Source organism: Roseibium sp. HPY-6, from assembly GCF_040530035.1.
In the GTDB taxonomy this organism is placed as follows: Bacteria; Pseudomonadota; Alphaproteobacteria; order Rhizobiales; family Stappiaceae; genus Roseibium.
The window spans coordinates 2,118,348-2,138,535 of the sequence record NZ_JBEWCD010000002.1 but is presented as its reverse complement, the minus strand read 5'-3'; the positions used below and the strand labels follow the sequence as shown (position 1 = coordinate 2,138,535).

Sequence of the window (20,188 nt, the reverse complement as noted above, 5' to 3'; positions counted from 1 at the left end):
AATTGCCAAACATCGATCTTTGTTCCAAACCCGCCGCGTTTGAACTCCATCACGGCGACGCCTGCAGGAACAGGCGCAAACGCCAAACACATCCCAAGGGATCCACGCCTACAGCCCGGTCAAACTCCGAGCCAGCACAAAACAGCGAAAGCGGGCGTTCATTCGGATTGTGTGCTCGGTGACTGGCGGTTCAAAGCTGACCAGGGTCGCCTTCAAGCCGGTCTGATGTCCCGCAGCGTCATTTGCGTAGCTCATTGGCGGAAGCATGGGCCGGTACGGCTGCTAATGCGTATATTCGCGCAACCAACCAAGACTGGTGTCGGTCTGGCCATCAGGTTTGTATTCCGCCCCGATGGGGCGTTGCCATCCCAATTCCAGGATTTTTGCAAAAATCGACGGGTAGTGTAATTCCCCGTGGTCAGGTTGCCTTCGGTAAGGAACGGAGGCGATTTGAATGTGGCCGACAATCGGCAAAAGTTCCGTGAGGCGGGTGATGACATCGCCTTCTGAACGGCCGACATGATAGCAGTCAAACATGAGTTTAAGGTTCGGTCGCGCGAGTTCGGCAATAATGTCCTTTGCCTGCGTCGTCGATTCCAGGAAATAGCCGGGCGCATCATGCCGGTTGAGCGGTTCGATCAAGATCGTCCGGCGTGTTCGATCCGTCGCGTATGCGAGATTCTCAAGAAAGACTGCATGCGCCTTTGAGCCTGTGGCCTTTCCCGCCATTACGTGGATGGCCGCCGCGTCGACCGCATCGGCGTAGTCGATGGCCTGATCTATCGCTGCGCGTGCTTCCGCCTGCCGGTCCGGAAGTGCGGACAAGCCGTTTTCACCAGCAGAAACATCACCGCGCACCGTGTTCAGCCCGAGCATATCCAGGCCGGTTTCCTCAAGCGCCGCCTTTATAACAGGCGCGGCTGTTTCATATGGCCAATGGCACTCAACGGCATGGAACCCGGAAGCTTTCGCAGCCCTGATCGCTTCTGGCAAAGGCAGATCATTCCACAAGAACCCAAGATTGGCGGAAAACCTGGTCAATCATCCCACTCCACATTGAACTTCGTCACAACTGCCTGGATCTGTTCGGCATTGAGCGCCAGAGCACCCGCGCCACGAAGCATCAGTGCCAAGCGCGCTGTTGCCTCCAGTTCCTCGATTGCGTTGCAGGCAGCTTCCACATCCTTGCCGGCGACAACGGGACCGTGATTGGCCAGCATCACCGCGCTTCGTTTGCCTGCCAGCCCCCGGACGGCAGTGCCCATCGCTGGATCTCCCGGCACAAAAACCGGTAAAAGCTTTACCTTTCCAAGCAGCATGATGCCATAAGCCGTCAAGGGTGGCAGAAAGTTGTCGGGGTCGACATCCGGAAGCATGGAAAGTGCCACCGAGTGGCAGGAATGCAGATGAACGACCGCGCCTGCCGTTGAACGGGTATCGTAGAAAGCTGTATGCAGGGGCATTTCCTTGGTCGGCTTGTCGCCGCCGACATGTTTGCCCTGACAATCGAACCTGCTGAGCCTGCCCGGATCGAGACGGCCGAAACTCGTACCCGTCGGTGAAACCAGAAGTCCCCCGTCTTCGGTGCGTGCCGAGATATTGCCGGTAGAGCCATGGGTCAGGCCACGTTCAAAAAGCGACCGCGCCAGCAGGCAGATCTGGTCCCGTAAGGCGGCTTCCTTCATCCTTGAAGAACCCGGTCGGCTTTTTCGAAAAAGTCATCGGCACCGAAGTTGCCGGATTTCAGGGCAACGACAAGGTCTGGTCCGGCTCTGAGCGCGGGAACACCCGGATCGATCTCCGGACCGATTTCAAGCGTTTCCAATCCAAGTCCTTCAACGACCGCACCGGAGGTTTCGCCGCCGGCGGTAATGATCCGGGTCACGCCGCCATTGAGGGCACGCCGCGCAGTCTCCGCAAAAAAGCGCTCAAGGGCGGTTGCTGTCCGTTCCCGACCGTGTTTTTCCTGAACTTTTGCAACCTCCGCCGGATCTGCGGAACTGTAGACGAGCGGGAGACCCTGCGCATTTAACAGCCATTCGGAAACGTCCGCCGGCACCAACCGGCCTTCCATGACATCGGCAGCGTTGATCTCAAATGCTGGATACCGGGCGCGGTGAACGGCGACCTGCCTGCGCGTGGCGCTGGAGCATGACCCGGATAGGACAACCGCTCGACCCTGTTGCGCCGTCCAGGAAACCCTTGACGGCTTGCAGCCAAAGTTTGCCGGCAACCCAAGAGCAACACCGGATCCTCCGGTAACGAGCGGCAGGCCGTGCGCGGCCTTCCCGATCGCCATCAGATCCTCATCTCTGATGGCGTCGACGACGATCAGGCGCTTGCCGTCAGACTGCTCCTGGTCCAGGGCTGCGCGAATTGCATCGGCGCCCCCAAACACAGACGCGGCGGCCACGTGCCCGACGGCAAGATCGGTCTGCCGCGCCAGCCAACGCCGGATGTCGGGGTCGGTCATCGGTGTGAGCGGATGCGCTTCCATGCCGGATTCGCTCAAGAGACAGTCCTTGACGAACAAATGGCCCTGGTAAATGGAACGGCCGGTTCCCGGAAATGCGGGACAAACGATGACTTTTTCCGCACCAACGGCGTTTGCGAGCGCCTCTGCCACGGGACCGATGTTCCCGGCGGGTGTGGAATCGAAAGTCGAGCAGTATTTGAAAAAAAACTGCTCGCATCCTTGAGCTTTCAGCCAGTCCAACGCTTCAAGCGATAGCGCGACGGCTTCCTTTGGGTCTATCGACCGGCTTTTGAGCGCCACAACACCGGCATCAACGGTTTCGGCTGCATCGAAACTCGGCGTACCGGAATACTGTGTTACGCGCATACCCTGTTTTGCCAGTGTATTTGCGAGATCGCTTGACCCTGTGAAGTCGTCGCCTATGCAACCTAGCTTCATCAGTTTTCCCCCGGGAGCTGCAGCCCGGCGCTGCGGGCATATACCTTGGTGACAGCTGCATCGTCTTCGTGGCCCAGCCCCATCTCAACCGCGGCCGTGTATTGTCGAAGAGCTGCATCCGTGATCGGCGTTTCCAGTCCGGACTTTTTGGCTGTCTCCCGCACGATGCCGAGGTCCTTCGGCCAGATCACAACCTGGCTGTGCGGGGTATAATCCCCGGCGGCCACATGCGGAGCACGGTTTTCAAGCATCCAGCTCGTTCCGGCGCACCTGCTGATGACGTCGATAAACTTCTGCGGATTTATGCCCTGCGTCATGCCGAACGTCATTGCTTCCGCCATTGCCGCAATGTGCACACCTGCCAGAAGCTGATTGACCGCCTTCATCGCCGAGCCTGCGCCGGCCCTGTCTCCCAGTTGGAAAACGGTTTCGGATGTGGCATCCAGAACCGGCTTGGCGGCGGCAAATGCTTCAGGCGTCCCGGCGGCCATTATGGAAAGTTTGCCCTCTCCCGCCTTCACCGATCCACCGGAGACGGGCGCGTCGAGGTAATGAATGCCGTGCGACTGGCAACGCATCTCCATTGTCCTGGCGAATTCCGGAGGCACAGTCGCACAAGCAACCACGACCGCTCCCGGCTTGAGCTTTGGAACAAGGCCGGCTTCTCCAAACAGGGTGGTCTCGGTCTGCTCGGCATTGAGCACGACGATCACGACCGCATCGAGGCTCGCGGCGACAGTTTCGACAGCATCATCTGCACCGCCCTCCCTCCGGAGACTGTCGACGCGTTCGGAAACGATGTCTTCCCCGAAAACGTCATGGCCGCTTCGAACGCATGACCGTGCCATGCCAAATCCCATGGACCCGAGTCCAATGACAGCAATTTTCAACGGGCTGGTCATGAGGCTCTCCCCTCGTTTTCGCGAAGCACTTGGGCAGCATCCCTGCGGTTGCTGTGAACCCGGTAGACCTTGTCGGAGGACGTGATGAACATTGTTTTTCCACCTTGCCCGCCGAAGCAGACATTGGAAGTCTGCGCGGGCAGCACGATCTTGCCAATGAGTGCACCCTCGGGCGAAAGGCAGTGGATACCGTCCAAAGCCGAAGTCCAGACGTAGCCCTCATGGTCAACACGAAATCCGTCTGGAATGCCGGGAGCAACGACAGCAAAGACACGGCCGTTTTTCAGCGTTGTGCCGTCGACTTCAAATACCCTGATATGGTGGGGAAGACTGTAGTCGATGCCGGGAAAGCTTGCGCCGCGAATGGCCCCGGAATCGGCAATGTAGAGTTTGGTCTCGTCCGGTGAAAAAGCCAGACCGTTCGGCTTGTCGAAATCTGTTGCGACAGCGCGTATTTCCCCGTCCGCCGCGACGCAATAGACATAGCAGCCACCAATTGCGCTCTCAGCCGGGTATCCTTCAACGTCGGAGTTGATGCCATAAGGTGGATCGGTAAACCAGACCGATCCGTCCGAGCGGACCACGACATCGTTGGGGGAATTCAGCCTTTTGCCTTCGAACGTGTCGACGATTGTCTCCGCAGCGGTCAAATCAAACGGATCTTGCCGCCGGACAACCCGCCGCCCGCCATGTTCGCAGGACACCATCTTGCCAGACAAATCCAGCGTGTTGCCGTTTGCGAACTCGCTGTTTGAAAGCGCGACCGATACCCCATCCCGTTCGCTCCACCGCAACATCCGTTTGTTGGGTATGTCATTGAAGAAGAGACCGCCATTGAGCCAGACCGGTCCTTCTGTCCAGACACAGCCTTTTGCGATGACTTCGGGCGCGACTGACGTGTCGATGAAATCCTCAAAGAGTGGATCAACCGTTATGTATCCGGGTGTCATGCGCGTGCTCCTTTGCGCAGTGTCTGGAACAAAAGCATAGCCAGTATGATCGCGCCGAAAACGATGCTTCTCCAGGCGTCACCGATCTGCATGACAGAAAGTATCGACGTCAGCAGTGTAATAAACAGAGCACCGCCGACGGTCCCGAACAATCCGCCCCGTCCTCCCAGTATGGATGTTCCCCCGATAACGACAGCAGCGATTGTCGGAAGCAGAAACGGATCTCCCATCGATTGATAGGCCTGGTTTGCATAGCCGGCCAGCAAAACGCCGCCCATCGCGGAACACATGCCTGCCAGCGCGAAAGCGACAAAAACGACGCTCGGCGTCGAGACCCCGGACAAAAACGTCGCCTTTTCGTTGTAGCCGATCGACCTCAGATAACGTCCAAACGGCGTCTTGGTCAGAAACAGCATGATGCCGACGCAGACCGCCATCCAGATGAGAAAGCTCATGGGCAGCCCGAACAATCTTCCTGCCGCCATGGATACCATCAGCGCGCTCGACTCACCCTTTGGGTTGAACCCGCCCGTATTGAGAACGGCGAGGCCCAGCAGGATCGAGTTGATGGCCAGTGTCCAAACCATTGAAGGAATACGGAGGATCGCGACCCCAATTCCGTTCACAATTCCGATCAACGCTCCGAACGCCAGGGCTGCCGGGACAGCCAGAGCGGTCAGCAGTGGATCGCCGGAACCGACAAAAGCGGTCGACAGGATGGCTGCACCCGTCAGAACCCAGGGAACCGAGAGATCGATGTGGCCCAACAGGATGACAATTGTTGCGCCGGTTGCCAGCAGACCAAGAAATGCCGCGATCTGAAGCTGCTGCGTCAAATAGTCGAAAGTCAGAATTTGCGGAAAGAAGAAGCTTCCCGCCGCGATAAGCAGGACGGTGCCGATATAGGGCATCAGGCTGTCAGGTGTGATTGCGCGGTTCATCGGCCGAACACCTCCAGTCTGTTGCGGGCTCGCAGCACGTCCGCGCCGCCAACGGCGATTGCAGCTGCCAGGATCAGGCCCTCGAACAGAGGCTGCGCGAGAGATGGAATGCCCGAAAAGAACATGAGCGACGCGATGGTCTTGAGAATGAAAGCGCCAGCCATCGCACCGACGAGCGACCCGACGCCACCGCGCAGCAGGACGCCACCGAGCACAACTGCCGCAATCGAATTCAAAGTGAAATTCGCCGCGATCCCGGCATCACCCGTGGTGGTGACAAAGCTGTAATAGAGGCCGGCCGCCCCGCCGAAAAGACCGGCCAGCGTAAATGCTGCGATGCGGACCAGCCGTGTGTCTATGCCCGACTGGAAAGCCGCCTGTTCGGAAGAGCCCAGCGCATATAGCCCCAATCCCAGTCCTGTTCGCCGAAACGGTATCCAGAACGCGAAAATCAGAAGGCCGGAGAGGATCAGGGCCGTCGGCACACCGAATACATCCAGCGTAACCGCGTCGGCAAGATCGTAATTGATCGCGCCGCCGGGCGTCGGCCGAAGCATCAGCGCGACGCCTACGAAAATAGACGCCGTCGCCAGTGTCACGACGATCGGTTGAATGCGGCCGTAGACAACAACGAGCCCGTTCACGAGCCCGCAGGCCGCTCCGGCGGCCAAGACAGCGACCATGCCGAAACCGATCCCGACCGCCGAGCCGTCCAGCAGGTGTGATGCCAGGGTATTGGTCAGGGCCATGACGGCACCGACCGACAAGTCGATACCGCGCACGACAACAGCAAAGAACTGTGCGATGGCCGCCAGTCCGAGGATCAGGCACTGGTTGGCCCAAATCGTCAAAACGTAAGTGGAGGCGCCACGCGGATGCGTTCCCAGATAAAGAGAAAGAAGTACCAGCAACACAATTGCTGCGATAACTTCGCGCCTGTTTGAGCGAATGTAGTCAAGCATGAACCACCTTGCGTTCTTCAGGGACGTTCAGTGATGCAGCAATGATGTTCTGCGCGGTCATGTTGTCTCCGCTCATGGAAGCCGTCAGGCGTCCGGCGTAAAAAATGTGGGTTTCATCACACAGCTGGATCAGTTCTTCATAGTCTGTGCTGAGAAGCAAAATGGCCGTTCCCTCATCGGCAAGGCGGCGCAGCATCTGGTAAATCTGGGTCTTGGTTTTCACGTCTATGCCGCGGGTCGGGTCCGCAAGCAGAAGGCAGCGCGGTTTGATTGCCAGCCATTTCGCAAGAACAACCTTCTGCTGGTTACCGCCCGAGAGCGACGATACCGGCAGCTCCACTCCGCCATGTTTCAGCTCAAGACGCTCGAGCGAGCTTTTGTAAAGCTCCGGATCGGAGGCATCGAGATCCTTCAGCCCGAGCGCGGCAAGCTGCAGGTTTTCAAGAATGCTCTGCTCCTGAATCAAGCCTTCGGTCTTGCGGTCTTCGGGAATGAACGCCAGCGCGATATCCGGCTGCTTGGCCGTTTTGGGATTTGAGACCGAGACAGGTTTTCCCGAGACCGATATTTTTCCTTCCGCACGCCGCAACAGGCCGAAGAGCCCCATCAGAAAAGCCCCCTGCCCCTGTCCGTCGAGGCCGCCAAGGCCCACGATCTGGCCTTCGCGCACGCTCAGGCTCACGTCAGTAAAGCGGTCTTCCCATGAGAAGTTCTCGACCTTCAGAACCTCCTTTCCGGCCGCGGTGACAAGAGGTTTGGGTGGGAACAGCTCTTCGATCTTCTGACCGACCATCATGTTGATGATCTCATCGTAGGAATGGGCGCCCTGGTCGAAGGTTGCGACACGGCTGCCATTGCGGAAAACCGAGATCCTGTCAGCCAGAGCCTCAATCTCATGAAACCTGTGTGATATGAAAAGGACGCTCGTGCCCTGGTCCCTTTCCGCACGGATCAGGTCAAAGACCTTCGCAACCACGGAGGCATTGAGAGCAGATGTCGCTTCGTCCAGAATCAGGAGCCTTGGAGCACGCATAAGCGCTTTTGCGATCTCGACCTGCTGGCGCGACGGTAATGAAAGATCGGACACCCGCGTGGACATCTTGATATGCCCGCCATCGATGCGGCTCAACACATCCTGCGCTTTGGACAACGCCTGCGAGCGCAACCACCCAAGACCGCTCCCAGGTGCACCAAGAAGCAGGTTCTCGCGCACTGTCAGGTCCGGCACCAGAGACAATTCCTGAAACATGCAGACCAGCCCAAGATCCTGGGCGGTACGCGGTGTTGAAAGCTTGACGTCCGAACCGTCCAGAGTGATCTGGCCTTCGGTCGGCTGCAGAACGCCGGCGATCAGCTTCATGAGCGTCGACTTGCCGGCGCCATTTTCCCCCAGAACAGCATGGATCTCGTGGGATCTGCAGGCGAAATCGACCTTTTCAAGTGCCTTGGTTGCGCCAAAGTGCATTGAAATGTCCCGCATTTTCAGCAAGGGCGCATCATGTTGGTTCATCAGGCGTTTCCACATTTTTCCGGCGGCATCTGGAAGACGCCGCCGGAGTGTTGGTCTTAGGTATTGTCTGGATTTTGGCCCGTGATTTCCTCAGGCGTAAACGGGGCGAAGCATTCAGCGAAACCCGTGCCCGTATTGAAGGACTTCGGAAGATCGGGGAAGTAGTTCACGCCCGCCTCGAGGTTTTCAGCCTTGACCTGTGGAATTGGCAGGAAAATGGTCTGCGGCAGTTCATTGCCTTCAAGCAGCGAGACGGCTGCTTCAAGCGCAATCGCCGACATGGCCGGTGCCTGGCTGGCAGAGATACCCGGTATGTCGAGCTCGTCCATCAGAATGCGAACACCGTTTTCGCCGTCGACACCCATTGGAACGATAGGATGCCCAGCGGATTGCATGGCATTGATTGTTCCAGCCGAACCGTGCTGCGAGACAACCGCGTCAAACTCACCATGTGTTGCGAGGGCATCAGCCACCACTTTCTGGCTGGTACCGGTATCCCAGTTGCCGACGACTTCAACAATCTCAAGCCCGTCAACCTGCTCCAGCACGCTCATCATGCCAAGGCGCCTGTCGCGATCAGTCGCGTTGCCGGGCAATCCGTTGACCATCAGGATTTTTTCGGCCTTGCCGTCCAATATGTCCATCACGGTCTGCGCCTTCAGCGCGCCAAGTTCCTTCTGGCTTTCGTTGACCTGAACGACCTTGTCGGTGTCCAGAACGTTGTCGAAGGGCACAAGAATAGTGCCGGCGCGCTCGGCACGCCGGATAACCGGCTCAAACGCTGTCGGATTGACCGCGATGAAGGTAATTGCGTCGTAACCGGCGGCAATGAAGTTGTCGATCGCGGCGATCTGGGCTGCACTGTCGTTGCCGACAGAGACAATGGAGAACGTGTCTATCTTGCCAGCGTTCTCAGGGCGTGCGGCCCAGGCCTTTGCAGACTGGATCGCCTGAATGCGCCAGTCGTTGCCGGCAAAACCGTTCACAAAGGCCAGCTTGTACGGGCCGTCCTTAGCGTCATAGGAAATCGTGGATGTCTCAGGTGCCGGAACAAAACACTCCGCCCGATAAGTGTCGGCGAAAGCGACGCCGGCGCTTGCCAGCAACATAGTCGCGCTCAAAAGCAAATTCTTCATCATATCCTCCCTGGGGTGACCAAAAGGCCGAGCTGTTCGTCTACAGCTCCAATGTGTTTACGTAAACACACATTGCGATATCATTTATGTTTATGTAAACATTCGTCAAGAAAAAAATGAAACGCGTTGAATTCCAAGACCTTCGATGTCGACCAGACGGAACAACAAAGCCGCTAAAAACCAGCCTACGATGCACGATGTCGCGCGCGTCGCGGGCGTCAGTCAGATGACTGTGTCACGGGTCATGCGCGGTGCCGGCTATATTTCGCGGACCGTACGCGAACAGGTGAACAATGCGGCGCGCGAAATCGGTTATGTGCACAATCGCCTCGCCGGCGGGATATCCTCCTACGACAATCCGCTTGTCGGTGTCGTGCTGCCGACCCTGCAGAACCGGGTCTTCACGGAAGTCCTTTCCGGCATAAACGAAACCCTCAACACGGCCGGCCTGCGCCCGGTTTTCGGCGTTTCGGAGTATTCTCAGGCAGCCGAGGAAGAACTCGTGTTCGACCTCCTGTCCTGGCGCCCGCGCGGACTGATTTTACCCGGACTGGAACACAGCGATTCCGTTCGGCGCATCGTTGAGCAGACGGGTGTCCGGGTTGCTGAAATCATGGACGTCGACGGCGAGCCCATGACGGCAAGCTTTGGGGTTTCACACATTGAGGCCGGCCGTGAAATGGCGACACACCTGCTTGAGCGCGGTTACAGATCCTTCGGATATATTGCCAGCCAGGGCGGGCACGACTTGCGCGCAACAAAGCGCTTCGAGGCCTTCGCCTCCAGGATACGTGACGGTGGCGGACAACTGATCGCGCAACGCATGTCAAACGAACCGTCTTCCATGGTGGCGGGCCGGCAATTGACCGAAGAGGTGCTCACACATCCCGATCGGCCCGATGCCATCTATTACGCGAATGACGATCTCGCCGCCGGCGGCCTCATGCATTGCCTGTCGCAAGGTGTGGATGTTCCCGGTCAGGTCGCAATTGCCGGCTTCAACGGTCTTGGCTTCCTGTCAGCACTGCCCATGAAAATCACCACAACTCAAACGCCCCGCTATGAGATCGGTGTCTCGGCAGCCCAATGGATCTCGACCCCGCTGGACACTCCGGCCGAAAAACTTATCGAGACGCTGGACACTGAAATTCTCTTTGGCGAGACGACGTAACCATAAAATCGGCATCGCCTCACCGCCCGCTTTGCGGCGGTAACGAACCGACGTTTAGCGCGCCCGGTCGGAAATGACCCTTCCAGCAAACGGCACCTCGTCACCCCACCCTTTTTTGCCGCATTTGAAAGGAATGGCGGCTAACCGGATGCGTGTTTGAATTGTCACATGACCCGTTCGAGTGCGCCGTGATTTCAGTTCGATCGAGATGTTATGAAGGCCTGGTTTGAGCCCAATGGAACCGATGCTGCGCCGTTGCCGAACGGCTGCTTTGCGCCCGCACACCTGCCGTTCGTTGGATATCGACGCGGTCTGAAAAGCTGCCATTCGTGGCTAGGTGATCGAAAGTCTATTGCGGGCGGAAAGCTATGTTTGTTGCGCAACGAACTGATGACGGGTATCGATACCTAGCTGCCTTAATTGGTGGTGACGTGTCGACTGGCGCAGTGTAAAAAGATCTCGCACGGTTCACCCGATTCTTACAGCTCCCAACAAGCGGGCTCGCAAAATGTGCCCATTTTGTAAATATTTTCGGCACTCAGACGTAAGTTTTCGGTATCGACATCGCCCAGACGAAGCTCATATTCATGCTCATTAACTGAGGCGGACATTTCTACTGGCGCAAGTTCCCATTGGTATTTCAGAATGCCGTCGGGCAAAAGAAATGTTGCACTCTGTTGGGAGACCACTTCGATACTGTCCGCGACCGGCTAAAGAAAATTCGTGTTGAGTACGGCACTCTTATCGCCGATCTCCACAAGCCAGATTAACAAGAAACTAAACCACTACCCAACGCGGTATTTTTTCGTTGTGACCCTAGGCGCGCACGCATTTGCCTAGATCCTGCTCAAGGCGCAGCAGAATTACGTCGCTAAGCGCCTGTTTGTAATGGCGACAAGCAGCCGTCTCTGTTCCGCGCATGGTGGCAAGTTCCGCGATCTTATTCGACGGAGCACCACCTTGACAAACACAGAAGTAGGGACATTTGACGGAGCATTCGGCGACGCCGGCAGCAATGTCTGACTCTAACGTGAGAAAAGGTTCTCGCGTGACGATCTCCGCCAGTCGGTCTTGAAAGACGTTGCCGAGCCGGTAGTTCTGATAATGTGCAGAGCGCTGACCGGCAAGTTCGGGTGAGTAGGTATAAAGGTTGCCCTCTACGTCCACCGTTACAATGGTGAATGGTTCGTTTTCCGAATTCCGGCCCCGTCTCCCAAATTCTGGATCCCGTAACATAGCAGCAATCGTTCGCATCTCTCGCATCTTTAGTGATGGGCTTCGGGCAGCGTAATCTACAAGCTCGGTCAAAAAGCTTCGCATCTCTGGCGCGACGGCAAACGGGCCCAGGGAAGAAGATACGTTAACACCTTCCTGCTCTTCAAAGTTCAAGCCGATCTCCTCAGCTCTTAGATCCTCCATGAAAGCAGCGAAGTTGACCGCGCAGCCACTGACGGTTGCCGCGGTCACCACTGCTATGACGTGAAAGGGGATCCCACTGTCGCGTAAGCGGGCTATGCCTCGCATAGCCTGCGCATGGGTGCCTGCGCCTGTTCTGGTCTTGCGGTTTGCGTCATGGAGCTCTTTCGGCCCATCGATACTCACCCCGATTTGCACATTGCGTTCCAAAAAAAGATCGCACCAATCGTCATTGATAAGCATGGCGTTGGTTTGAATGGAGTGGACAACGTCACGCCCAACGGCTGCCTCGTCGATTGCGTCGAACGCCTCTCGGTACCACTCTACTGGAAGGACGAGGGGTTCGCCAGCGTGCCAGGCGATGCTAATACGATCCGGTGCGAGCCCCTCTCGGACGAGCCAGTTCACCGCCCCGGCAGCGGTTTCGATCGGCATTCGGCTACTGTCGGAGCGGTGTGGTAGATAACAGTAGCTGCAGTCAATATTGCAGAATGGCGTCGATTGAAGGACGAGAAGCGATGTGCACCTGCGCTTTACTGGACGTGCTGCCATCAGTAGTTTCGCCAATTGCCCCAGTTCGGCCAATTGCCCCAGTTCGGCCAGTTGTACCATTGCGCAAGATGTGATGCATCGTCACCGATAGCATCGTCTTCCTCAAGAAGCGCTGCGCGAATCTCTTCGATCCGCTCAATCGCCGGTTCATCCGCCTCATCTCGCTTTGCTTCTGCTGTGCCGGCTACAACAAATGCTGTGATGAAGGACATCAAGGCTGCAAACAAACGTGACATGTCAGCACCTATTACGGTTTCGGTTGGAGTTTATCTAGTTTTGCGATTTCCGCCTCAATGAAAGAAATGGTTTCAAAGCCGCACTGATAATTTTTGCAGTCCTGCAAGATTGAAACAAGAGTGGCTTTAGCGGCTACTTTATTTTGATATTTATCGGTGAGGGAGTGTTCTATAAGTTGCGTCACGTTGCTAACCGGCTCCATGACCTTTAGGACCCGTATATCATCAGACAAACTTTCGAACGCTATGAGAACTGCGCCGTTCTCCTTCTTAATTGCTAGATCTGTTATGCCATCGGGCTGGAATGTTCCAAGTTCGAAGTCCTCCGTGACTGTGCCGCTTTCAGCTCCGTCGTCTGTTTCATCGGCTTCGAATTGTCGTCGGAGAATTATTTTGTATGAAGGTATTGGGATTTTCTTTAAACCGCCATTGAGGCGGGCAAATCTCCAATTCAACAGCGCGTAAATAATGATCTGGTCAGTTTCGTTGAAACCCGGCGGTGTGTAATTTAGCCTAGCCTTGTAGTAAGTTGTTGTTCCAGCGTCGAATATTTCAGTCCTCTTACCTTCTTCCTCAAGGCTAGACAACATCCGACATTCATCGTCGCTGGCTAGTGTTTCACTCCAACACCACTCCATAGTCTCCGAACGTCCTGATGCCTTTGACATTGATGAATACCATTCCGATTCATCAATTTCACCGATCGATTTACCCCGTGCCGACTCCGATACTGTCACTGGAAAATATCTGCCTTCGTAGAAGAAAGCTTTGTAAGGATCACCGTCATATTCGAACACGATCTCCCTTTTCCATGGTTTCTCCAGAACCTCAGAAATACCCGTCACTTTGGCAGCCTTGGAAAAATCTGTGCTATTGGATGACTCCATCTTACTTTTTTTACTAAATACATCGCCAAAATATGTTGGCGAGTTGATCGGCATCACCTTCAGGTATCGCTGTGGGATCTCCTTCGATTCATAAAATCTATACGTAGCCATCTCCCGCAAAATATAAACACTCGGTGCCACGTTATTCCTGAATACGATTGTCATGACCTGACCGTCCGGTGACAAGCAGATCTGTTGCAAAAATTCGAAACGCGGTAACTTGGAAGAAGTTTCGAGAACCGGAAGATCAACCGCAGCAACGCTGGATTCATCACGTGCCTCGAAAACGTATTCGTCTCTGCCCGCAAAGGTCAATTGCAACCCCCCACCTGTAAGTACGCTACTTGTAAGCTTACTTAGGTCGACACCTGCGCCCTCGCTGTGCTCGATGCTTACACACTCTGGTTCCGGCCAGTCCCGATTGTGATCAAGCGATGGTGTGCTTACGACATGCAGGGTAGCGCCCATCAGGTGTTGGAACATACCGTCTAGCTCCGAATGCGTACGAAGCAATGTCCGTTCCGGAACCATGCCTTGCTGCATATCCTGGTGCTCCATGGCATACCTAAGAGCCTGGTAGGAGACAGCGAGAGTTCGTGCAGCCATGAGTGGGTTATCCTGCCCATTGACCGCCCCGCGTTTGTTCGCGAGCAAAAGCCCTCTTAATGCGCGTGCGCGCGTCTTCTCGCGGGCCGAGATAGCGTTCCTAACATTGGCTTCAGTTACCGCCAATTTAGTCGCAGTCGCTGCCAATTCAGCCTCAGCTTCAGCCTGCTGTATTTTTGCAAACAAACCTAAAACAATTGCGCCGCACAATATTAATACGCCAACTGAGCCCGGTATCGCAGCTGCGCGCGCAAATATCCAGGCTTGCTTCCTTCGCCACGCTGCCTTCAACGAGTCAAAGATGTCCATTGGCGACACTGAAAACTTAAAGTACTTGTAGCTTCCTGAGCGCTCAATCGCATCAGTGATCCACTCGTTCGTGAACGTGGATAAATAGCGCTCGTCCTCTTCAGTCAAGTGACGCGCGACTGATTTCGGTGCGCAAACCTTGGCGAGGACCGACATGTTGTCTTCGTTGATCTTGACCCCGTCCCGGTCGATCGACATAGCGATGGCATCGCGGATCTCGGATTCAATTGTCACCCAACGATCCAGCTTGGACCAATTGCGGATCAACGCTTCGTGCATGACATCGAACGAAGGTTCGTCATGCCGAGAATGGGTGCGCACAAGCAATCCACGTTGGCAAAAAGTCTCTAGTGAATTGGTGACGGCGTTTTGCAACGCGGTTCGTGCTTTACCCTGGATAAAGGGAAACCTCTTCTCCAGTACTTCGCTGACACGCACAAACTCACGATGATACCGGCGGTTTTCTTCAAGCGACGCCATCTCGCAGAGAGCTGCACGGATCGCAGTCTTTGCCGTGACGCCGCAAGTTCGCGCGCCTTCCGTCTTGTCGAAGACGGTTTTGGCCTCCGTCAGTGCATTGGACGCAACGGCTTTCAATACGCCTGAAAACCAACGGCTTTCTGTGCCACTCCTTTTGATCAATGCATTCAGATGATCTTCGGTAATCTCGAATGGACCAGTCTGCTCCGCCTCTGGGCGGCGGCTCCACTCCTTCACGGCATTCCTCCAAAGTTCCGTAAGGCCATGCTGGAAGAGAGGCAGATGATCGGCGGAGTGGCCCAATCTCTTCTTCATCCGTTCAACCTGATCTAGCAGGTTGTCAACCACGGATTCTTGATAAGGAGCTGTAGGCGTGTCTGCCATTGGGACGCGCCATTCACGTAAAACTCGTCGCGCCGGCTCTATAATAGCGGACTTCAAGCCTTCACGATCAAGGAACTCTACAAGGTAAAACGAGTCATTGATTAAATCCGGTAGATCCGGAACTTGCGTGCAGCGATGCAGATCCTCTGATCGCATAGTGATAACAAGGAAGACACCCGGTGGTTTTGTCGTGTGAACATAGCGGATCATGTCATAGAGCGCGGTCGCCTCGACATCGTCGACCTTCTCGCGAAAGACTTCCTCGAACTGGTCAATAAGGAAGAGAACGTTAGCGGACGTTCGTTCCTCGTCCGCCTCTTCCTCACCTTCGCAGTCGTGTTGGTAATGGTCCGCACCCGATTGCGATAGCCAAGCGCTGCTGTAGGCGGCGTCAAAGGCGTCAATCCAGATTTGGGCCGCAGCGAAACTGTCGTTGCGCCCCTCGCCCTTGGCACCCGTGAGCCCGTCCAGATCTGCTTCAACGATGCGCCGAGCCTCGGTCTCAGTTACTTCAGCGCCAAAGAGACTGTTGCGAATGTAAATCGCAATCGGATCGGGGTGCGCGCCTTCTGACCGGCGGAAGGTGTCGGCAAACACCTGATCCCAGATCGCATCGCGGAACTGGGTAAACGGCTTGGTCGCCGGGCGGAAGACGACCGAATGCCAGGCTCCGCTTCTACCCTTAACTGGAAATGTACCCGAACTGATCTCGGAAATAACCCGGCCACGAACAATTGAGGACTTTCCGCTGCCTGAACCGCCGACAACGGCTACGGTTTGTTCCTGCTCGAATCGCTTCCTGATTTGTTTGGAAGACTGTTCGCGGGCGACTTGTAGAGGATTTGTCCTCTGGTCGAAGAAACGCAACCCCTGATATGGCGATGGCCCCAAGCGCCCGTCGCTTTCCTCATCGTTGAGTAGAGCCGAGGCATAAACTTGAAGTGGATCACTCTGCGACATATCAGGCCCTTGGCGCGATGAGTTCAGAGTTGTCAAATGTTTCCCAATTTTCGCTGTACCAGTTCTTGAAGGTTTCGCACAGGTCAGATAGGCTGTTTGGGCAGGGTTTACCTCTCCGAGGGTCTTCAAATCTCAACACCTCCCAAACCCGGCCGTTCACATCATGCTGGGCCGACGCTTCCTTCGTGTGCTGATACTGCAGAAAGACCCGAAATATACGCTGCTCGTCGTTGTCAATCTCGAGTTCGTCAATCTGATTTTCGTATTGTCTTAGGTGAATTCGAAAAAGTTCGTTTAGTTCACGAGAATTGCTTGTATGCGCCCGCACTGCTTTGTCGCCGATTGCGACAATAGTAAGACGCTTTCCGGTAGGCCATCCGGACTTCAAAAGCGACTTCATGGCTGGCGCTCCGGTAAACACCTCCGAGTTGGCTTCGATCTCAAGATTGGGTGGTAGCTCAGACTTCGCAAAGTGCTGCACGCGCTGGAACTTGCCGCTGTGTTCAAGGAGAATTTCTACCTCCCGATCGCAACCTACGAGTCCCAGAATCGAGTTCGCCATCTTTTTGGCTGAGCCGCCACGGTATTCGAACCTAGCACCCGTATTTATAGCCTCCGGCTCCTCCTCGTTATAGCTTGGCATCCAGAGATAGCGTTTAGCCACTTGAGCAACGGTCGCGTCCGGCTCTCCGATGTTCTGGTAGATCTCGTCGAGGATAATTTTCTCGCCCTTTCGCTGGTCTTCGGTAAGGAAATCTTTTTGAAGCCGTTCATCTCCGACCGCGATTACATGAGCAACGCTCGACTTTCCTTTCTCGAAGAGTGCCTCGTTCTTAGCTCGAACCAGCGCTTTGCCCCACTCGTCGCCGACATTTACGATCATGTTGCCGACCGAAGCTTCGAGTTTCGCAACAAGGTCGTCCCGCGCCTTCGCAACCTTTTCGGACAATTTCCATTCCATGCCTCCGAAAACATAAACGGAGGGCTCGTCGCGGGGCGATGGTCTCTCTTCTCCCGAAGTACTGGAATCCCACTCTTGAAAGACACTACCAATATTTTGCGAGAGGCGATTGATGAAGTTTCGGACATTGGGACGTAACATCGCCCTATCATCGTCCTCGTCTACCATGAAAAACTTCTTGCGCTGCGTTCCGTCATGTAGCTTGTGCCACACAATATTGCGGAATTCTTGAGGAGTATCCGTGTCTTCTAAAAATTCACTCCACCACTTGGATGCCTCTGGACAAAACAATATCGGAACGAACAGCCTACGTTTTTGACCCCATGCTTTCCTGAGATACTCGGCTTCCTTGCCACCAATGCTTTCACCATATCTCTTACAAATCAGGGCAACAAAGACGTCGCAACTTTCAATCTTCCCGTGCAAGCCGTCCCAAAGCGATCCGACCATTTGTGGCGTAATCAACCAATCGTCGACATGTTCGATATCCGCACCCAGTTGGTCTTTGAAAGACGAATGGAAGTAATAAGCTTCGTCGGCCAAATCTTTCGTGTAACTGAAAAAAATTCGTCGACTTTCTTTTGACAAAGAGTCGCTCATAACAGCTCCCCACCTAAATAATCAATGTCGTTAAAGTTGTATTATGAAAGCTGTTGTGGTTTGATTCAAGGGCGATTGAGCAAAGATCAGCATTGAAATTAAAAGAATTATGAATTCAACTACTTAAAGACGAGGTCAGGCGATGACGTTAAGAGAAAATCTAATTTCGGTTGGTGACGAGGTTTATGGCACAAAGTACAACGAACACTGCATGGAAATCTACAAGCTTTATGTCGCAAGTGCTGAGTCGATTAGCGATCGACGTGAGAAAGCAAATACATTTTTTCTTGCGCTTAACACCGCGACGGTCGGTTTCATTGAGTTGTTTGCAGATGAAAGAGCACAGTTGGCCATGATCGTGCCACTGGCAGGCATTAGCCTTTGCGTCATCTGGTCGAGGCTTATGAAATCTTATCGAGGCATGAACACTGGCAAATTCAAGGTGATCCACGAAATGGAGAAGCGATTGCCACTCGCCGCATTCGACGCAGAGTGGGAAGCACTTGGTCAGGGTAGGGACCCAAAAATCTACGCGCCGTTTACCAAGATAGAGGCACTGGTGCCGTGGGTTTTCGCAGCCCTTTATGTAGCTCTCTTAGTTATGGGCCTGATCGCGCAACCCAATGCCAATTAAAATAAGAACTGCTCTAAACGAAAGTCGTTAGTGCAGTACAGTGGCCTGCTTGGCGCAATAGCGCTAGTTTATGTCGATAATCCGGTCTGCTGTGTCTTTTGTTCCGCGTACTGCGACGATTTTTTTACCACTTTTGGATGACAGAAGGCACTTGGGAAGGAGCAAATTACCTTGGTTGAGTAGTCTCCAAAATCAAATTAATAAATGGCTACATTCTTCCATATAAAGTACTTTTTCTGGAAAATAAGCCCCTTCGCAGGAGCTCGCAGAAGTATTGGTACTGCACTTACTTTTGACACATAGCAAAGTATGCAGGGGCCGCTGCCCTAGCGCATTAATTGGACATTCATTGCAAAGAGCTCCGACGGCGATTAAGAGCCGAGAGCTAGCGCAGAAATTGTTCTTATGCATGTGAGCCTATGTAAGCCTGTTTCCAGAAGCCGACAGTCAGCTACCGGCCCCAAAGCTGACACTAGCCAACACCGCGTGTACGGCAGAAAAGTCCGCCCTTTGGCCACTCATCTTGATCGCAACAAACGACCACCTTCAGGAGAGAACTATTGCGTTTGAGCAGCCGAAATGGGCGCGCGACGCGGGTGGTCTTGTAAGGCGCAGCGAAGGCCCGCTTTGAGCCCAAGTTGCGCGCTAGAACCGCCGCGTGTGTTATTGTTAGCTCTGGTTCCGGAGGGCTCGGCAGCAGCAATATGAACAGCTTTGCAGCTCTTGTTTCATGAGAAAACTTTTCAAATTCTTGGCTGCGTCTGTACTGCTGCTACTTGTGGGCACGACAGTGTATGGAGCTTCGGGATACCTCGATGCAATTTCTGACTCGAAAGAACTGGAGGCGCGCGCGGACAGGCTTATCGCCGCAGATTTAGGTGGCGCATCGCTCGGCAACGAACGCTATCGCCAGCTGCTGACGGTTCAAGACCCGGCGTTTGAGGCGCATGGCGGCATTGACATGTCCACGCCGGGCGCCGGTGTCACGACGATTACCCAATCGCTGGCCAAACGGTTGGGTTTTGAAGACTTTACGCCGGGTATCGGCAAAATCAGACAGACGGGCTACGCGCTTGGATTGGAGCGCGAGCTGACCAAAGCGCAGATCATGGCGCTGTGGCTTGATACTTTGGAAATGGGGCGCGGACCGGACGGCTGGGTTACCGGATTTCATCAGATGAGCGAAACCGTATATGGCTCGACGCCGGATGCAATCGAAGCTGATGAGTACCTAACCCTGCTTGCAGTTCTTATTGCGCCGGGCCGCTACAAACTCGGAACGGACGACAACGCCCTTCGGGAAAGGACGGATCGCATTCGCCGGCTCCTGGCTGGAGAATGCACTCCCAATGGCAATTCCGATGTTTGGCTGGAAGGTTGCAGTTCCTAAGTCGACTGGCAGCACAGTCCCGCACAGGAGGCGGTCATTTTTAGTGTGGTCGAGGTCGACAACAGCTCTGCGGGCAGAGTGACCAGTTTGGGCTTGGTCAATCAGTGAAAAAGCACCTGCGAACCCCGAAGCGTGGTCAGGACGCGGTATGCGCCCCGTTGCAGTTGTTCAAGGCACCGGCGCCGGGCGCAAACTCTCTGAAAAAGAGGGATTTACTGCGCATACAAGCAGCCAGGACCAAGACGGCTCTGGGACCAGCGCAACACGCTCAGCCCCGAGACAGACAA

General features: G+C 55.0%; 16 protein-coding genes. 3 read left to right on the top strand and 13 right to left on the bottom strand.

What is annotated here, in order from left to right:
• Nucleotides 1-282 precede the first annotated feature (282 nt).
• The 9 genes from ABVF61_RS20995 to ABVF61_RS20955 are packed head-to-tail and all read right to left on the bottom strand — an operon-like array spanning nucleotide 283 to nucleotide 9,315.
• Nucleotides 283-1,041, bottom strand: a complete 759-nt coding sequence (locus ABVF61_RS20995; RefSeq protein WP_353995483.1) for a hydroxypyruvate isomerase family protein — start codon at nucleotides 1,039-1,041, stop codon at nucleotides 283-285.
• Complete coding sequence (gene otnC / locus ABVF61_RS20990; RefSeq protein WP_353995482.1) at nucleotides 1,038-1,685, bottom strand: 3-oxo-tetronate 4-phosphate decarboxylase; 648 nt, start codon at nucleotides 1,683-1,685, stop codon at nucleotides 1,038-1,040. Before otnC ends, ABVF61_RS20995 begins: the two co-directional genes overlap by 4 nt.
• Nucleotides 1,682-2,914: a 3-oxo-tetronate kinase gene (gene otnK, locus ABVF61_RS20985; RefSeq protein WP_353995481.1), complete on the bottom strand. Its 1,233-nt coding sequence runs from the start codon at nucleotides 2,912-2,914 to the stop codon at nucleotides 1,682-1,684. The genes otnC and otnK overlap by 4 nt, the downstream gene beginning before the upstream one ends.
• Nucleotides 2,914-3,816 carry an L-threonate dehydrogenase gene (gene ltnD, locus ABVF61_RS20980; protein WP_353995480.1) on the bottom strand — a complete coding sequence of 301 codons (903 nt, stop codon included), beginning with the start codon at nucleotides 3,814-3,816 and terminating at the stop codon, nucleotides 2,914-2,916. The genes otnK and ltnD overlap by 1 nt, the downstream gene beginning before the upstream one ends.
• A complete protein-coding gene (locus ABVF61_RS20975; protein WP_353995479.1) occupies nucleotides 3,813-4,766 on the bottom strand; it encodes an SMP-30/gluconolactonase/LRE family protein in 954 nt (317 codons plus the stop codon). The genes ltnD and ABVF61_RS20975 overlap by 4 nt, the downstream gene beginning before the upstream one ends.
• Complete coding sequence (locus tag ABVF61_RS20970; protein WP_353995478.1) at nucleotides 4,763-5,707, bottom strand: ABC transporter permease; 945 nt, start codon at nucleotides 5,705-5,707, stop codon at nucleotides 4,763-4,765. Before ABVF61_RS20970 ends, ABVF61_RS20975 begins: the two co-directional genes overlap by 4 nt.
• Nucleotides 5,704-6,669: an ABC transporter permease gene (locus ABVF61_RS20965; RefSeq protein ID WP_353995477.1), complete on the bottom strand. Its 966-nt coding sequence runs from the start codon at nucleotides 6,667-6,669 to the stop codon at nucleotides 5,704-5,706. The genes ABVF61_RS20970 and ABVF61_RS20965 overlap by 4 nt, the downstream gene beginning before the upstream one ends.
• Nucleotides 6,662-8,179, bottom strand: coding sequence for a sugar ABC transporter ATP-binding protein (locus ABVF61_RS20960; RefSeq protein WP_353995476.1), 1,518 nt, complete (start codon nucleotides 8,177-8,179; stop codon nucleotides 6,662-6,664). Before ABVF61_RS20960 ends, ABVF61_RS20965 begins: the two co-directional genes overlap by 8 nt.
• A 56-nt stretch (nucleotides 8,180-8,235) precedes the next feature.
• Nucleotides 8,236-9,315 (bottom strand): sugar ABC transporter substrate-binding protein, encoded by a 1,080-nt coding sequence (locus ABVF61_RS20955; RefSeq protein ID WP_353995475.1) that lies wholly within the window; start codon nucleotides 9,313-9,315, stop codon nucleotides 8,236-8,238.
• A 145-nt stretch (nucleotides 9,316-9,460) separates the two neighbouring features.
• On the opposite strand from ABVF61_RS20955, the gene ABVF61_RS20950 reads away from it, so the two are divergent.
• Nucleotides 9,461-10,486: a LacI family DNA-binding transcriptional regulator gene (locus ABVF61_RS20950; protein ID WP_353995474.1), complete on the top strand. Its 1,026-nt coding sequence runs from the start codon at nucleotides 9,461-9,463 to the stop codon at nucleotides 10,484-10,486.
• Between the two features lie 816 nt (nucleotides 10,487-11,302).
• Here ABVF61_RS20950 and grrM read toward each other — a convergent pair.
• The 4 genes from grrM to ABVF61_RS20930 are packed head-to-tail and all read right to left on the bottom strand — an operon-like array spanning nucleotide 11,303 to nucleotide 17,877.
• Complete coding sequence (gene grrM, locus ABVF61_RS20945) at nucleotides 11,303-12,454, bottom strand: cyclophane-forming radical SAM/SPASM peptide maturase GrrM/OscB (RefSeq protein ID WP_353995473.1); 1,152 nt, start codon at nucleotides 12,452-12,454, stop codon at nucleotides 11,303-11,305.
• Nucleotides 12,454-12,690, bottom strand: coding sequence for a hypothetical protein (locus ABVF61_RS20940; RefSeq protein WP_353995472.1), 237 nt, complete (start codon nucleotides 12,688-12,690; stop codon nucleotides 12,454-12,456). The genes grrM and ABVF61_RS20940 overlap by 1 nt, the downstream gene beginning before the upstream one ends.
• Nucleotides 12,691-12,701: 11 nt before the next feature.
• Nucleotides 12,702-16,316, bottom strand: coding sequence for an nSTAND1 domain-containing NTPase (locus ABVF61_RS20935; RefSeq protein WP_353995471.1), 3,615 nt, complete (start codon nucleotides 16,314-16,316; stop codon nucleotides 12,702-12,704).
• A gap of 1 nt (nucleotide 16,317) precedes the next feature.
• Nucleotides 16,318-17,877, bottom strand: a complete 1,560-nt coding sequence (locus ABVF61_RS20930) for a toll/interleukin-1 receptor domain-containing protein (RefSeq protein WP_353995470.1) — start codon at nucleotides 17,875-17,877, stop codon at nucleotides 16,318-16,320.
• 142 nt (nucleotides 17,878-18,019) lie between these two features.
• Between ABVF61_RS20930 and ABVF61_RS20925 the strand changes: the two genes are divergently transcribed.
• Both ABVF61_RS20925 and ABVF61_RS20920 read left to right on the top strand, forming a co-directional pair.
• The gene (locus ABVF61_RS20925) at nucleotides 18,020-18,511 is read left to right on the top strand and encodes a RipA family octameric membrane protein (RefSeq protein WP_353995469.1); all 492 of its coding nucleotides are present in this window, start codon (nucleotides 18,020-18,022) and stop codon (nucleotides 18,509-18,511) included.
• A gap of 730 nt (nucleotides 18,512-19,241) precedes the next feature.
• Complete coding sequence (locus tag ABVF61_RS20920) at nucleotides 19,242-19,901, top strand: transglycosylase domain-containing protein (protein ID WP_353995468.1); 660 nt, start codon at nucleotides 19,242-19,244, stop codon at nucleotides 19,899-19,901.
• Nucleotides 19,902-20,188 lie beyond the last annotated feature (287 nt).